This window comes from Bacillus sp. 3a (genome assembly GCF_017161885.1).
GTDB lineage: Bacteria > Bacillota > Bacilli > Bacillales > Bacillaceae > Bacillus > Bacillus safensis.
On sequence record NZ_CP067376.1, the window covers coordinates 1,660,101 to 1,676,512 of the forward strand.

Here is a 16,412-nt window from a genome sequence, read left to right on the forward strand (position 1 = left end):
TAACTTAACTTTGTCAGTGGTGGATTAAGTCTACCTAATTTTTGTATAAATATAGTATAATAAACATATAAAACCTTTTAGGAAACGGTGATAATGATGAATAGCAATTTTTCATTTTTTCAAGGGAAGTGGGCAGTACTTTCCAATTTAGGAGAAACAGCTGAGAAAAATGTATATCATGACCCACATACAACAGTAATGAAACTAAGGTTATTTGCCGAAACATTAACAAAATTTATTCTAGCCGCTGAAAATATTAAGGAAGCATATGGGACAAAACAAGTAGAGCGCATCAATATATTACGCCGAGAAGGAATACTTGAACCAGAATTAATAGATATTGTTGAAACGCTTCGCCGCAAAGGGAATGTGGCTATGCATGAAGCAGGTTATCAAAAAACAGAAGAAGCAAAATCTTTATTGCATTTAGCTTTTCGTTTGTCGACTTGGTTTATGGAGGTATACGGTGATTGGAATTTTCAAGCTCCAGAGTACATAGAGCCAAAAAAACAAACTGCTATAGATACACGACAGCTTCAACAAGAGTATGAAGTGAAAGTGAGGCAGCTTGAAGAGGAATTAGAGGCAATTCGCCATCAAGCTGAATTAGAGCAAGTAGATGAGAAAATGAAACGTAGAAAAGCGTCCAAAAACTTTATGCGTAGGCAGCAACTGACTGAAGATGAAACACGTATCATCATTGATCAGAAGTTACGTGCTGCTGGATGGGAAGTAGACACGAATTTACTAAACTATAAAAAAAACAGGACGCAACCAGAGAAAAACAAACATCTGGCCATTGCTGAGTGGAAGGTCGATGGCGGCTGGGTTGATTATGCATTGTTTATTGGACTCAAGCTTGTTGGTTTCATTGAAGCAAAAGCAGAAAAGAAAACGATTCCTGGGGCATTAGATAGTCAAACAAAAGTGTACGCGAAAAATGTCATGCAAGTAGAAGATGAACAGATTACACCAACAACTGGTGATTATCAAGTCCCATTTTTATATGCAACAAATGGCCGCCCTTATTTAAGACAGCTTCAAGAGGAATCGGGTATTTGGTTCTGGGATTCACGCAAACCATTTGAACATGCACGTCCGCTTGAAGGATGGCATTCACCTGAAGATTTACAACTTCTTCTTAGCCAAGATGATAAGGATGCGGATAAGCGCCTAGAAGAAGAGGAAATAACGAAGTTTGGATTGCGTCACTATCAGCAGAATGCGGTTCTGGCTGCAGAAAAGTCGTTAAAAGAAGGAAACAGAAGGATGCTTATTGCAATGGCTACAGGAACTGGAAAAACTCGTACCGCTATTGCGCTTATGTATCGCTTAATTAAGTCTAAAAAGTGTCGCCGCATTCTTTTTCTTGTCGATCGTAATTCACTCGGTAAACAAACAGAGGATTCACTGAAAGATACGAAAATTGAAGGTTACTCGTTTGCTGATATATATGATGTGAAGTCATTAGGCGATCTCACACCGGAAGTTGAAACGAAGGTGCAGATTGCAACTGTGCAGGGAATGGTTCGCAGACTTTTTTATAACGATAGCGAAAAGCTTCCAAGCGTCGGGCAATATGATTTCATCATTGTAGATGAGGCGCATCGAGGCTATACAAGTGATAGAGAAATGACAGAGGAAGAATTAGAATTCCGTGATCAGAATGATTATATTAGTCAATATCGGCGCGTTATCGATTATTTTGATGCGGCATGTTTAGGACTTACCGCAACCCCTGCTCTACATACAACAGACATTTTCGGTATGCCAATTTTTAAATATTCATATAGCGAAGCAGTGTTGGACGGATATCTAGTGGACCATGAGCCCCCTTATTTGTTTAAAACAGAACTTTCACAAGTGGGCATCACCTTTGAAAAAGATGAGGAAGTAGAAGTATATGATGTTGATAAAGGGGAGATTCAACTAGAAAAGTTAGAAGATACTGTGCACTTTGAAGTGGAGCAGTTTAATAAAAAAGTCATTACAGAACCGTTTAACCGTGCAGTATTAAATAAATTAGTTGATTATATTGACCCTGCAGGTAAAGAAAAAACGCTCATCTTTGCAGCTACTGATCAACACGCAGATCTTGTTGTTCGTTTATTAAAAGAAGCCTTTAAAGAACGTGGCGATGAAATTGAAGATGATGCCATTATGAAAATTACTGGATATATCTACAAGCCATTAGATGCCATTACACGGTTTAAAAATGAGCGACTACCTAATGTCGTTGTTACAGTTGATTTACTTACAACAGGTATTGACGTGCCGCCGATCACAAATTTGGTGTTTTTAAGAAGAATACAATCTCGTATTCTCTATGATCAAATGCTTGGCCGTGCGACTCGTCTTTGCCCAGAGATTGGGAAAACACACTTTAACATCTACGACGCTGTTGGTATATATGACAAGTTGCAACATTATACAGAAATGAAACCAGTTGTGAAGAAACAAAACTTTCGTATTGGTGAGTTGTATGATTCTCTTGTAAATGCAACGACTGATGAGGAAGCTTCGTTTTATCGTGATCAATTAGTAGCAAAAATCCAACGTCGCAAACAAAGATTTGACGAAGAAGGCATGGGAAAGTTTGAAGAATTATCAAATGGAAAACATGTGGATGAATGGGTGAAAGAAATTCAAACATACTCACCGCAAGAAGCCACACAGAATAATATCCTATTTGAATACATGGAAACGTACCAAGTGACACGTGAAAAACGCTATATATCTGATAAGGAAGATGAAGTAACAGACGTCATTCGTGGGTATGGTGAAGGAAACAAGCGACCAGAAGATTATCTGGATGGTTTTGTTCGGTTTATCCAAGAAAACATCAATGAAATTCCCGCTTTGCATCTGATCTGTACACGGCCAAAAGATCTAACGAGACAAGATTTACGAGAACTTATGACGATTTTAGAAACAAAAGGCTTTAAGCAATCTCATTTACAAACCGCTTGGAAACAGACAAAAAATGAGGACATTGCAGCAGATATTATTAGTTTTATTCGCCAAGCTGCATTAGGTGAAGCACTCGTTGACCATGAAGCACGTATTAAACAGGCAATGCACAAAGTGTATTCACTGCATGATTGGACGCCTAGGCAAAAGAAGTGGTTAGAGAGAATAGAAAAGCAATTACTTCAAGTGCCTGTTCTTGCGCCTACCGCAGAAGAGGCATTCTCGGAAGAACCTTTTAGAACGTCTGGTGGCTACAAATTACTGAAACGTGAGTTCGGTGACGATATTGATCAAATTGTGAATACGATCAATGAGAACCTTTATATCAGCTAACGACTGTGCCTCTTCATTGAGGCACTTTTTTGGGTTATAATGAAAAAGTTCGCTTTCAACTAAAAATCATCAAATGTGATTTAATAGATTAGAAGCTTTTCAGGAGGAAAAAAGATGAATAACCAAGAAATCGTTCAAAAATTATGGAATTTATGCAATGTGCTTCGTGATGACGGTATTACATATCAACAATATGTCACTGAGTTAACTTATATTTTATTTTTAAAAATGATGAAAGAACAGCAAACAGAAAATGTAATACCCGAAGGATATAGATGGGATGATTTGCTAGAAAAAGAAGGGGTAGAACTCAAAACATTTTATCAACATCTTTTAATTAAGCTGGGTAATAGCGAGAATGCTCAATTGCGTCAGATTTACACGGATGCTGCTACAAGTATTACAGAACCAAAGAATCTAGAGAAAATTCTGAAGACCATTGATGGCCTTGATTGGTACAACGCAAAAGAAGAAGGTTTAGGTAATTTATATGAAGGCTTGTTAGAAAAAAATGCAAGTGAAACAAAATCAGGTGCTGGTCAATACTTTACTCCGCGTGTATTAATTGATGTAATGGTACAACTGATTGACCCTAAACCTGGAGAAAGATGTAATGACCCTGCAGCTGGTACATTTGGTTTTATGATTGCGGCAGACCAGTATTTGAAAAATAAGACAGATAACTATTATGATTTAGATCCACAACTGGGCGTTTTCCAAAAGAAAGAAGCGTTTACTGGCATGGAACTCGTCACAGGGACTCATCGTCTTGCTTTAATGAATGCATTACTTCATGATATCGAAGGGCGACTGGAACAAGGGGATTCGTTATCTAGTAATGGAAAATGGATGAAAAACTTTGATGTCATTTTAACCAATCCACCATTTGGGACGAAAAAAGGTGGAGAGAGTGTCTCCCGTGATGACCTGACGTTTGCAACTTCCAATAAACAGCTTAATTTTCTACAGTTAATTTATAACGCTTTAAAAGACGATGGTCATGCACGGGCAGCAGTGGTATTACCTGATAATGTTTTGTTTGAAAGCGGGGTTGGTGCACAGATTCGACGTGATTTAATGAATAAATGCAATCTGCATACAATCTTACGCTTACCAACGGGGATTTTCTATGCCCAAGGTGTGAAAACAAACGTTTTATTCTTTACAAGAGGAACAACAGACCAAGATAATACAAAGGATGTTTGGGTATATGATCTCCGCACCAATATGACGTCATTTGGAAAACGGAATCAGCTAACAATGGCACACTTTGAACACTTCATGAAAGCATATGTAGCAGAAGATCGCTCAAAAGTAGAGGATGAACGTTGGAATGTGTTCACAAGAGAAGACATTGCAAAAAAAGGGGATAGTTTAGATATCGGTTTGATTGCAGATGAATCATTATCCTCCTATGACAACTTACCAGATCCAATTGAATCAGCAGAAGAAGCAATTGCAAAACTTCAGCAGGCTATGGGGTTATTAAATGAGGTAGTTGAAGAGTTGCGTGCTGTTGAAGAGGATGAGGTGGTCAAACAGTGAGTAAGATTAAGAAGACCATTGAGGAGTTATTGAAAGCAGCAGTAGTATTAGAAGAGAAGCAACGGTTTGGAATTCCTGAAAATTGGATATGGACACAAACTGGTTCTATCACAGATGTAATAGGGGGTGGAACACCTAAATCTACAGTAAAAGAATATTTTGAAGATGGTGATATACCATGGTTAACACCCGCTGATCTTTCGGGATATCAAGATATGTATATTAGTAGAGGAAAGCGGAATATAACTGAAGTTGGTCTAGCTAACAGTTCTGCTAAAATATTGCCTAGTAACACCGTGTTACTTTCATCAAGAGCACCGATAGGATACGTTACAATAGCTTCTAATGATATTTGTACAAATCAAGGGTTTAAAGTTTTCTACCAAGTAACGCCTATTATCCAGAATATTTATATTGGTATTTAAAATTCTCCACAACCTATTTAGAATCTATGGCAAGTGGCACAACATTTAAGGAGCTTTCAGGTAGTAAATGCAAAGAAATTGCATTGCCATTACCTCCTTTAAACGAACAAAAACGAATTGCTGACAAAGTAGAGCATCTTTTAAGTAAAATTGAAGAAGCGAAGCAGTTGATTGAGGAAGCGAAGGAAACGTTCGAACTTCGTCAAGCGGCTATTTTGGATAGGGCATTTCGTGGTGAATTGACTAGAAAATGGCGTATCGACAATCCTAATGCAATAAATGTTAACCAGATTTTAGAAGAAGTAAAATCTAAAATTGTAAATAAAAAGCTAAAACATAGCAATGTGGAAGAGGAAAATCTTTATGAATTACCGAATGGTTGGGCTTGGGTAAGATTAGGAGAAGTTTCAAATGTAAAATCAAGTAAGAGGATTTTTGCTTCTGAGTATGCAGATAGCGGGATACCTTTTTATCGTTCAAAAGAGATTGGGGAATTATCTTCCTTAGGAAAAGCAAAGAGTGAATTATTTATATCGGAAGAACGGTATGCTGAGATTAAAGAAAAATTTGGTGTTCCAAAGGTAGGAGACTTACTATTAACCCCTCGTAGGAACTAATCGGTAATACATGGATGATGTGTGATGGGAGAGAATTTTTATTATAAAGATGGAAATATAACTCAAATAGAAAGGAATGAATATATTAACACTGAATTTGTTCAATTGTTTTTTAATAGTTATTTGTTTAAAAGCAAGTTAACCTTACTGTTTCTGGTTCAGCTTACAATGCTTTAACTATTGAAAAATTAATCAATTGGTTCTTCCTTTCCACCATTAGAAGAACAACAAGAAATTGTTAGGATAACTAAAAAGATCTTAAAGACAGAAGAGGAATCTAAAAATTTACTTTCATTTAGAGAAAATCTAAAAAGGTCTAGCCCAATCCATACTTTCTTAAAGCCTCTGTGGGAACTTGAACAAATGATCCAAGTGAAGAAAGTGCTGTTGAATTGCTAAAAGAAGTGCTACAAGAACAAGTAAATTAGTTATCAGAAGACATCCAAATTAAAGACATTCAAATTAATTGGATGTCTTTTATTGTTGCATATGTGCCAAGTTGTATTGGTTTGTTACAGAACCACTCTCATTCACAAACTGACAATCGATAAATTTCCGACAAGTTTCATTAGCATGGTAAAGTAATAAGAATTGTAGTGAAACTCTATTCAAGCTCGATAATGATATCGATAGCAGAGGTGTAGCCTTATAAGTGATATCAAAGAAAAGGTACTGCAGCCTTTATCACATTTTTTTCGATAAGCTACTTTTTTTAAAAGGTACACTTATTGCGACGAGCTTTTTGGATCTGTAGAATAAGGGTTCAAGGTGTATCATATGGTATTAATTTACTTTTGGTACGCATCATAATTGAGATTGATCTTTTGATGCAAAGGCGTTGCGTTTAAAGTATTAAATAACAAGGCAGAATCAATTTTGGATAACAAAGAATTTGGATACGTTAGAGTAAGCAGCTAAGACCAAAATGAAGCACGACAACTGGATAGTATGTATGCTCTTGGAATTGATGAGCGTGATATTCATATCGATAAGCAAAGCGGGAAAGACTTCAATAGAACTCAATACCAAACTTTGAAATTGCGTTTGCGAAAAGGAGCGTTATACATACATTCACTAGATAGGCTAGATCGTAACAAAGAGATGATTTTAAACGAGCGGAAAGATATCACACAGAAGAAGGAGATGATGAACCGAGTATGAAGAAATTCGAGCATTTACAAAATCAAATTGAGTGATTTTCTTTTGAATGAAGGTGAAAGGTGAAAAAAGACAAGTATATAGATGAGAATAGAGATGAAGCTTCTCTTGTTTCAGATTTTTTATTGACGGATTAAAAGGGAGAAAATAAAACAGGAACAAAAGACAAAACAGAGAAAAATACATAATCCCAAACGTCTCATAAAAACAATGAGAGAAATAATCCCTTGTACAACATCGATCCAACAAACTTAATTTTTGAAAATGGAGAGAACCAAAGCAGCTCGGAAGGTGATCAATTATTTGTAAAACAGTTAGGCCATATTGAGATCACAAGCGGTCATATCGTTGCCTGTGATCCTTTTGTTTCAGAAGGGAACCAATCGTTTACGAGGAAGGTGGCTCTAGGGAAACATCCTATTCTACTGATGGTTAAGCGGTTAGAAAGCGGAGACGAACGCGTAGCCTATGCAATGATCAAGTTTACAAACGAGCAAGCAATAGAATGGGAGATTGCCACACAGCAGGGCAGGAACTCAAACAATTAAAAGAAGACGAGTTCTTTGGCTACGGAGTAAATAAAGGTATGGGTTGTTTCATGGATGCGGAGACAGCACAATATCTTTAAGCTTATGAGGCTAAGCAATATAAAGAGGATAATTATTTTTATCTTTATGAGGAATTTGCAGAGCCTCTTGAGCAAAACTACAAGCATACATGGGACTGGCTTGTCACCCGTTTTCATGACAAAGTGGACATTGCCATGTTTACAACAGGCTTCGGTGACGGGATGTATCCAAGCTTTTGGGGGATAGATGAAAACGGGGAACCTGCTTGCCTTGTGACGGATTTTCTTATAGTGGATTGATGAGAAACCTTGAAACCAGTGGTTCTTATCAAGATATAACAGGAAAAATTAACATATAAGTTAATGTAAAACGAATTTTCTTAAATTTACCTTAAAATCATTGAAAATCTAATTGATATAATATAATATTTTTATTCAACTAAATTTCTAATGAACTATAGGAGTATTTAACATGATGAAAAAAGTAATTTCCACACTATTAGCTCTATCCGTATTTACCTTTGTTTTACAAGCACCAGCAAAGGCAACAGAAAATGAAACTGTTGTAATTAACACAAATGATTCTGTATCATCTGAAGGAGAATTAAATCCTGATCAACTTGCAGAAACTAAATTCGCCATCCCACTTCCTTTCTTCTTTATTCCAGGGTTAGGACAAGCTGCAGTATTAGCAACTGGTGCTGTTATTGTAGGTGGTATGATATTTTCTTCAAACTCTTGGGAGGCTCAAGTTGTCAAACATCATAAAATGACAGCAGACCAATTCATCTCTAAGAATAGAAAAGGGTCAATCAGAAAAGAGTTTCCAAGTGAATACTTAAATAAAACGATAGAACAAATCAACAAAGACGCAAAAAAAGGAAAAAAGAATGCTAAAAAAGCTAAAAAACTGTTAACAGACAACAGATTAAGAAAAATGAAATGAAAAGTGATCATTTATGTATGATATTTATTCTGTAAAAGTTTTATTTGAATCAACAACTGCCACGATTAAGCCCCTGAAAAATATTTGAAGAGAATTTTTTTAATAAAAACAAAAAAACCAGATGAAATTGAAAGTATCATACAGGAAAACTTCCCAGAAGAAACTTATGAAAATTCAGAGGGTGGAATGACTACTACCAAAGTAGTTGCAATTTTAGATATCTTTTGAACTAGTAGATAATATAGATGAATCCGTACATTTTAAAAGAAGTTTATAGTCGTTATCTTGTATTTGATAAAGAAACGTCTCAGAAGAAGAAGCCATTGAAAGATATTCCCTAGACAAATAAATTCGCACGAATTTTGAAGTAAATGAAATCAATGCCATCTAGTCAAACTAGGTGGTTTTTTACATTAGTCCGACAGCTTCCACCAATTTTAAGGCAAATTTAAGGCAAATTTAAGATCGATTTCATTTCAAATGTATTAAATCTTTGTTACAATAAGACAGCTTTGCTCAAAAGAGACGTTCCAAGGTTCGACATTTTTAAGTATTTAAAATTTTATGTTTTGAGATGAAACTCTTTGAATGAGTCATGGTCTCTATAAGTGTCAAAAAGAAAAGAGGTTATCAATATGCTATTCAAAAGCTATCAGAAAATAAGTCTGTAAAATGGATAGGATATACAAGCTTTTACTTACTTATTTTGCTATTATTGTTCTTTATTTACGGATTCCACACAGCAAATACGGATCATTCATTTACAACGATTTTTAATTGGAGATTAAATTATGAAACTATTACAAACGATTCATGAATACCAGCAAACGAAACCAACACAGCCAGCATTTGTTTCTCAACATGCGTCGATCACATATGATGAGCTTTGGCATTTATCAGACCAAATGGCTGGTGCGATCGATGCAATTGCAACTGGCAGTGAACCTGTCATTGTATACGGTCATATGGAGCCAGAGATGCTGATTTCTTTCTTAGGCAGTGTGAAATCAGGCAGACCGTATATTCCGGTCGATATCTCAATACCTGTCGAGCGCATCGTCTCAATTATTGAAAGCTCAAAAGCCAGTCTATTGATTTGTGCAAATGAGCAGAATGTATTAGATGTAGAAGAGCACATTGAAGTGAAGAGTGCGGCATCGCTTTTAGCACTTGAAAAAGAAGCACCGCCATCCACGCAGTGGGTTCAACAAGATGATGTTTTTTACATCATTTATACGTCTGGCAGTACCGGAAAACCGAAAGGCGTTCAGGTAACAGCCAATAATTTAGAAAGCTTTACAGAGTGGATGTGCCGTGACTTCCCAATTGGTGAGGGACGTACATTCTTAAATCAAGCGCCATTTTCTTTTGACTTATCAGTGATGGATCTCTATCCAGCGCTTCAATCAGGCGGCACGCTTTACTGTTTAGTAAAAGATCTCGTCAACAAGCCAAAGGATATGTTTGCAGCACTTGGTCAATCTGACGTTGAAGTGTGGACATCAACACCTTCTTTTGTGCAAATGTGCTTAATGGACCCTTCCTTTACAGGGGAGCTTTTACCTGAGCTGAAAGTTTTCTTGTTCTGCGGTGAGGCGCTTCCTGTAGCTGTAGCAAGTGCACTTCTGGAGCGTTTTCCAAAGGCGCAGGTCTTTAATACGTATGGTCCAACTGAAGCAACTGTTGCAATCACATCGATTGAAGTCACGCAGGAGATTCTTGATCAGCACGATTCTTTACCAGTCGGCTATGCCAAACCTGATACAGACATCGTCATTTTAGATGAAGAAGGCAAGACACTTCTTGATGGTGAAAAAGGAGAAATTGTCATCGTGGGGCCAAGCGTCACGAGAGGCTACTTAGGTGAACAAGCCTTGACAGATAAAGTGTTCTTTGAATACGAAGGACGTCCTGCTTACCGTACAGGTGACGCAGGTGTGGCGCAGGATGGTTTAATTACGTGCCATGGCCGTCTCGACTATCAAATTAAGCTTCATGGATACCGGATGGAGCTTGAAGAAATTGAATATCATGTAAGCGAGACAACCTATGTCAATGCTTGTGTGATTGTGCCATTCCAGCCAAACGGTCATGTCGAGTACTTGATTGCAGCGATTGTTCCAGCAGCTCATTCATTTGAAAAAGAGTATCAGCTGACAAGCGCGATTAAGAAAGAAATGGCGGATTCACTGCCAGCGTACATGATCCCAAGAAAGTTTGTCTATCTTGAGCAGCTGTACATGACGCCAAACGGGAAGGTTGACCGTAAGAGAATCGCGAAAGAGGTTCTTCTATGATTCCGTTTAGTTCATTCTTTTTCTTCATTCTAATTGGTATTCTTCTTTTGCCGACGATCATTCTTGGTCTTCGCGGCAAAAGAATGCAGGGCTACAACATGTTTGCAACGGTTGTGGCGCTGGCACTTATTTTCTCAAAGGATGCCCATGGCGCGTTGCTGCTCTTCTTGTTCACGGTGTGGCAAATCTTCATCATCCGCCTGTACCTTGCGTACAGGTTAAAGGCGAATCAGGCATCTGTTTTCTATGCAGCAGTGGTGGCATCTATTTTGCCGCTTGTGCTGTCAAAGATTTTACCGTTCTTTTTAACTCATCAGCCGCACCAGCCGCCGCCAATGAACTGGCTGAGCTTTTTGGGGATCTCGTACTTAACATTTAAAGGTGTTCAGTTAATTATTGAGACAAGAGACGGCTTGATTAAGAAGAAAATTCCGATTCACCGTTTGGTCTATTTCATTGTCTTTTTCCCGACGATTTCATCAGGTCCGATTGATCGTTACCGCCGATTTGAAAAGGATATGGATACGCCGCCTGAAAAGGAAGCATACAGTGATCTTCTATATGCCGGTATTCATAAAATTTTCATTGGCTTCTTATATAAGTTTATTATTGGTTATCTAATTCACACATATATTCTGATGAATATTCATCACATTAGCAGCAGTCACTTTGTTCAGCAGTTAACGTATATGTATGCTTACAGCATGTATTTGTTCTTTGACTTTGCTGGATATACAATGTTTGCTGTAGGTGTGAGTTATATTATGGGTATTAAGTCGCCAGAGAACTTTAATAAACCGTTTATCAGCCGAAACATTAAAGACTTCTGGAATCGCTGGCATATGTCCCTGTCCTTCTGGTTCAGAGACTACGTGTTTATGAGATTTGTGTTCTTTATGACTAAAAAGAAGTGGATCAAGAACCGAATGGCTGTATCAAATATTGGGTACTTTGTCCTCTTTCTATTGATGGGTGCTTGGCATGGCCTTGCCCTTCAATATATTATTTACGGACTATATCATGCAGTTGTCATGTCCGGTTACAATTTATTTGAGAAATGGAATAAAAAGCACAAGTGGTGGCCGGATAATAAGGTCACAATGGTTGTGTCAATCATTATTACATTCCATGTGATTTGTTTCGGATTTTATATTTTTTCAGGAAAACCATTTCATCATTAATGATTAAGGGAGTAGAAAATTATGGAATTTAAAAATCAAGTATATGGTATTATTGCAGAGGTTTGTCAGGACGACGTTGTGAAAGAAAATCCAGAGATTGCGATTTTTGAAGAAGGTCTTCTTGATTCATTTGGTACAGTAGAACTGCTTATGGCAATTGAAAGTCAACTCGGAATCACTGTTCCGATTACAGAATTCGATCGTGATGTGTGGGATACGCCGAATCATATTGCTGAGCAGCTGGCAGAGATGAAGTAATGAAAAAGCGTTTTTTTGGGCCGCTTATTTTAGCGGCTGTTCTATTCATTGGTGTTCTTCTTGTACCAAATGCATGGCTCTCACACCTGATCCCAAAAGACAAATTACAAAAGTCAGCCACAGAATTAGATCCTGGGATGTTCCAAGGGCTTTATTTACAAGATGAAATGCTAAAAGATCCAACTTATTTGCCGATCTATGGATCTTCTGAACTATCACGTTTTGATCCATATCACCCTTCGAATTTCTTTCATGAGAATCCTCAAGGGTTTACACCTTATCTTATTGGAAAAGGTGGATCGCAATCATTAATTCATGCGATGAACTTCGCAGCGCATATGGATGAATTAAAAGGGAAGAAGCTTGTATTTATCGTGTCCCCGCAGTGGTTTGTGAAATGGGGATCTGACGAGAATCACTTTGCACCTAACTATTCAGCGCTTCAAGCACTGAATCTCGCCTATAATAAAGAAATTGATCCAACTGTGAAAAAAGAGCTGATTAAAAGAATCATGAAGTTTAAAGCAGTCAAAAACGACATGGTGATTACAGAGCTTTTTAAAGCAGAGCTATCTGGGAACAAGTTCGCTTACGGCGCGATTTCTCCTATTGCGAAAATGTACTATGGCATGCTTCAAAAGAAAGACATCTACTATACGATTGGATCGGGGCATGAGCGCAAGCTTCAACCGTCTCCTTCAGTCAAAGGAAAAACATGGGCTGAGCTTGAAAAAGAAGCGAGCATTTTTGGTGCGAAAAGAGCAGGGGACAACCCGTTTTATATTAATCAAAAACTGTTTGACCACAAGCTGAAACCGATCATGAAAAAGATGAAGGATTCCCGTGAAGGTCATTCTTATGCGGAATCACCAGAATACAAAGATTTTCAAATCATGCTGGATATTTTAAAACAGGCAGGGGCAAAGCCTTTGTTTGTAACGATTCCTGTCAACGGAAAGTGGTATGATTACACCGGTTTTCCGAAAGAAGGCCGTACAGGTTATTATGAAAAAATCAATCGTCAAATTCGAGATAATGGGTATGAAGTCGCGGATTTGACTAAGCATGAGTACGATCCATATTTCTTTAAAGATACGATTCATGTGTCTTATAAAGGATGGGTGTACATCGATAAGGCAATTGAAAAGTTTTACAAAGAGCAGTAGAATGCAGCAGCTTTCTGCTGCTTTTTGTTTGTCGAATCGGCGGATATCTTGTATAACTAAGGGAAAAGGGCTATGCTGTAGATGGAGGCGATATGATGAATCGTTCTGAGAAAAAAGAACTATTAAAGCGTTCGAAGAAGCATTTTAATGATCATGCCTTTTGGGAAAAGTTAAAAAAGACGGCACAAAAAGCTGGTGTCTCTCTTGTCTATGCTGTGCTATTACTTTACTATACATTGCAAAAACCCGAAGTGCCGGTCAAAGCAAAGACCTTGATTATTGGAGCACTCGGCTATTTTATCCTTCCACTTGATCTTATTCCGGATACATTGGTTGGTGTCGGCTATACAGATGATTTAGGAGCCATTACATTTGCTTTGCTTCAAGTAGCAATGTACATTGATGATGATGTGAAAGGGAAAGCAAAAGACAGGCTGTCAAAATGGTTCGGCGAAAAAACCGATACGTCTTTGATTGATCAAAAGCTTGAGGATGGCGGTATGCCGTCTGTATAAAGAAAAGCCTCCGTTTGGAGGCTTTTTTCTTTACCCTAAAAATTTCACGCAAACTGGATGAGGGACGGTAATGTCTGATTGTAAGACAGTAAGTCGTCCTGTTTCTTTGTCGCGTTTATATAACACAAGATTGCTAGATTCTTGGTTTGAACCGACGAGGAATTCTTCTGTTGGATCAAGTACAAAATCTCTAGGCCAGTTTCCTTCAGAAGAAGCAATCTCGACTAGGCTTAATTGGCCATCAGCGTCTGTTTTAAAAATCGCAATGCTGTCATGACCGCGATTTCCTGCATAAACAAATTGGCCGTCTGAAGAGACATGAATGGCACTGCCTTGATTGTTCTCCGTAAATTCGCTTGGAATGGTCGCGATTGTTTGGATCTCTTCAAAATGACCATCTTCAAAGTAACGAAGCACAATGACCTCTGAGCTTAGCTCTGTCATGACATATGCCACAGGTTTCGTTGGGTGGAATGTGATATGACGAGGTCCGCTGCCTGGCTTTGTTTCAAATATATGAGCAAGCTCAAGTTTGCCGTCTTCTTTCTTATACGTATAAATTCCATCTGTTCCAAGGTCAACAGCTACTGCAAATTGTTCATCTGGCGTGAGACCCATAAAGTGAGTGTGCGGTTTTTCCTGACGATCTTCGTTAGGGCCAGTTCCTTCATGCTGCGCCTGTGAGAGCGTGCGGATCACTGAGCCGTTTTCAGAATCGATTTCATACATCTCTGCTGTCCCTTTATGATAGTTCGCTGTATACGCCGTTTTCGTTTGACTGTCCACGCTGACGTGGCAAGGAGAAGCTCCATCGGCAAGCTCTTGGTTGATGAAGTGAAGTCTGCCTGTTGTTGAATCAATTTGATACGCAGCAAGGCCGCCCTGTGATCCTTTTTTCACAACAGCATAAACAAACTTTTGATCCTCTGACACGGTTAAATATGTAGGATTTTCAAGCTCAGCAGCGACTTCTACTTGCTCAATCTGCTGCTTGTCCGTATTTAATGTAAACGTATAAACACCTTTACTGTCTCCCTTTGTATACGTACCGATATAACCTCTGATGTTAGCCATGTATTGCCCTCCTTCTATTAGATGCTCTCATTCTATCATAAATTCATAGGAAAACGCTTTAGAAAGGCATGCCAAAAGAAAAACAAAGCCAAAGAAATCTCACAATATTCATCAAAAATGTTGTGAAAAAATATCACAAAAGTTTTCTCAAAAGAAAACCGTTCATGTAAAGTAAATAAATTGAAGAAAAAATACAAAAAATTTTAAGTTTTTTCATTCCTTGTCTAGCAAAGGTGTAAGCGTATACATTTAATTTTGATTAGTCTAAATTGTCTAATAATTTTAAAAATGCTGTTGACACTGTATGGAAAGCGGCGTAAGATGGGTTCAACAAAAGCTAAACAAACACGCAGTTCAAGCGAGAGACACTTCAATATAAAGTGTCTGAAAATTCAACTACTTTTTGTTTGAAAGAGAGGGTGCTCACTGAAAATGGAAGACCAAAAGGAACAGTGGATCTTTTTAAACGATGAACTCGTGAAAAAAGAGGATGCGAAAATTTCAGTTTACGATCATGGCTTCTTATATGGCGACGGTGTTTTCGAAGGGATTCGCGTGTATAACGGAAATATCTTTCGAATGAAAGAACATTTAGACCGCCTGTATGATTCCGCTAGATCCATTATGCTGAACATTCCATATTCACTTGAGGAACTCACGGAGAAAATGATTCATACAGTTGAAAGGAACGGCTTAAAGGATGCCTATATCCGCCTTGTCGTCTCAAGAGGAGCAGGTGATCTTGGATTAGATCCTAACAACTGCGGGAGAGCCAATACAGTGATCATTGTAGAGCCGCTGGCCATTTTTCCAAAGCACCTATATGAAACGGGTATTGATATTGTGACGGTTCCAACAAGACGAAATCGTCCAGATGTCCTTAGCCCAAAAGTGAAATCATTAAATTATTTAAATAACATTCTTGTCCGAATCGAAGCCCATATGGCCGGTGTGAGTGAAGCGCTGATGCTCAACGATCAAGGGTACGTGGCGGAAGGTTCTGCAGACAACGTGTTTATTTATAAAAAAGGTAAGCTTTTTACACCGCCAGGTTATATTGGCGCACTTGAAGGCATTACAAGAAATGCCATCATGGAGATTGCAGAAGACTTAGGCTACGAAGTGAAAGAAGAACCATTCACAAGACATGATGTGTATACAGCTGAAGAAGTATTTCTAACAGGAACCGCAGCCGAAGTTATCGCCGTTGTAAAAGTTGACGGCCGTACAATCGGTGAAGGAAAACCTGGGTTCCACACAAACAAACTTCTTGAACAATTCCGTAAGCGAGTAGTTGAAGAGGGAGAAAAAGTCGTTTTTGCAGATGAAAACATTCATGCAAGTTAAATAGATATCGAT

Annotated in this window: 13 protein-coding genes, 2 pseudogenes and 1 other annotated feature (1 of these 16 only partly in view); of the genes and pseudogenes, 14 read left to right on the forward strand and 1 reads right to left on the reverse strand. The window is 38.1% G+C overall.

Annotated features, from left to right (window positions below; translation table 11 throughout):
• Positions 1-96: 96 nt before the first annotated feature.
• From hsdR to JJ692_RS08395, 13 genes and pseudogenes are all read left to right on the forward strand, one after another.
• Positions 97-3,303, forward strand: a complete 3,207-nt coding sequence (gene hsdR, locus JJ692_RS08325) for a type I restriction-modification system endonuclease (RefSeq protein ID WP_206534459.1) — start codon at positions 97-99, stop codon at positions 3,301-3,303.
• Between the two features lie 114 nt (positions 3,304-3,417).
• Positions 3,418-4,848, forward strand: coding sequence for a class I SAM-dependent DNA methyltransferase (locus JJ692_RS08330; protein WP_206534402.1), 1,431 nt, complete (start codon positions 3,418-3,420; stop codon positions 4,846-4,848).
• Positions 4,845-5,273 carry a restriction endonuclease subunit S gene (locus tag JJ692_RS19120; RefSeq protein ID WP_206534403.1) on the forward strand — a complete coding sequence of 143 codons (429 nt, stop codon included), beginning with the start codon at positions 4,845-4,847 and terminating at the stop codon, positions 5,271-5,273. The genes JJ692_RS08330 and JJ692_RS19120 overlap by 4 nt, the downstream gene beginning before the upstream one ends.
• A 26-nt stretch (positions 5,274-5,299) precedes the next feature.
• Positions 5,300-5,890 carry a restriction endonuclease subunit S gene (locus tag JJ692_RS19125; protein WP_277602655.1) on the forward strand — a complete coding sequence of 197 codons (591 nt, stop codon included), beginning with the start codon at positions 5,300-5,302 and terminating at the stop codon, positions 5,888-5,890.
• 876 nt (positions 5,891-6,766) lie between these two features.
• A pseudogene (locus JJ692_RS08345) lies at positions 6,767-7,024 on the forward strand (recombinase family protein); the annotation flags it as partial.
• A 251-nt stretch (positions 7,025-7,275) separates the two neighbouring features.
• Positions 7,276-7,916 (forward strand): annotated as a pseudogene (locus JJ692_RS19290) (DUF4241 domain-containing protein).
• 172 nt (positions 7,917-8,088) lie between these two features.
• Positions 8,089-8,562, forward strand: coding sequence for a hypothetical protein (locus tag JJ692_RS08365; RefSeq protein WP_206534406.1), 474 nt, complete (start codon positions 8,089-8,091; stop codon positions 8,560-8,562).
• Between the two features lie 595 nt (positions 8,563-9,157).
• Complete coding sequence (dltX, locus tag JJ692_RS19295) at positions 9,158-9,379, forward strand: teichoic acid D-Ala incorporation-associated protein DltX (protein WP_481747504.1); 222 nt, start codon at positions 9,158-9,160, stop codon at positions 9,377-9,379.
• Complete coding sequence (gene dltA, locus JJ692_RS08375) at positions 9,354-10,859, forward strand: D-alanine--poly(phosphoribitol) ligase subunit DltA (protein ID WP_206534407.1); 1,506 nt, start codon at positions 9,354-9,356, stop codon at positions 10,857-10,859. Before dltX ends, dltA begins: the two co-directional genes overlap by 26 nt.
• Entirely contained in the window at positions 10,856-12,040 is a 1,185-nt protein-coding gene (dltB, locus tag JJ692_RS08380) for a D-alanyl-lipoteichoic acid biosynthesis protein DltB (RefSeq protein ID WP_034621161.1), read from the forward strand. Before dltA ends, dltB begins: the two co-directional genes overlap by 4 nt.
• 21 nt (positions 12,041-12,061) lie before the next feature.
• The gene (dltC, locus tag JJ692_RS08385) at positions 12,062-12,298 is read left to right on the forward strand and encodes a D-alanine--poly(phosphoribitol) ligase subunit 2 (RefSeq protein ID WP_024423191.1); all 237 of its coding nucleotides are present in this window, start codon (positions 12,062-12,064) and stop codon (positions 12,296-12,298) included.
• Complete coding sequence (dltD, locus tag JJ692_RS08390) at positions 12,298-13,464, forward strand: D-alanyl-lipoteichoic acid biosynthesis protein DltD (RefSeq protein WP_206534408.1); 1,167 nt, start codon at positions 12,298-12,300, stop codon at positions 13,462-13,464. Before dltC ends, dltD begins: the two co-directional genes overlap by 1 nt.
• A gap of 95 nt (positions 13,465-13,559) precedes the next feature.
• The gene (locus JJ692_RS08395; protein WP_034621160.1) at positions 13,560-13,979 is read left to right on the forward strand and encodes a YkvA family protein; all 420 of its coding nucleotides are present in this window, start codon (positions 13,560-13,562) and stop codon (positions 13,977-13,979) included.
• 30 nt (positions 13,980-14,009) lie between these two features.
• Here JJ692_RS08395 and JJ692_RS08400 read toward each other — a convergent pair whose 3' ends face one another.
• Positions 14,010-15,053 (reverse strand): lactonase family protein, encoded by a 1,044-nt coding sequence (locus tag JJ692_RS08400; RefSeq protein WP_206534409.1) that lies wholly within the window; start codon positions 15,051-15,053, stop codon positions 14,010-14,012.
• 432 nt (positions 15,054-15,485) lie between these two features.
• On the opposite strand from JJ692_RS08400, the gene ilvE reads away from it, so the two are divergent.
• Positions 15,486-16,400: a branched-chain-amino-acid transaminase gene (gene ilvE, locus JJ692_RS08405; protein WP_122631800.1), complete on the forward strand. Its 915-nt coding sequence runs from the start codon at positions 15,486-15,488 to the stop codon at positions 16,398-16,400.
• Between the two features lie 8 nt (positions 16,401-16,408).
• Positions 16,409-16,412: a binding site (T-box leader), on the forward strand (it continues 242 nt past the right edge of the window).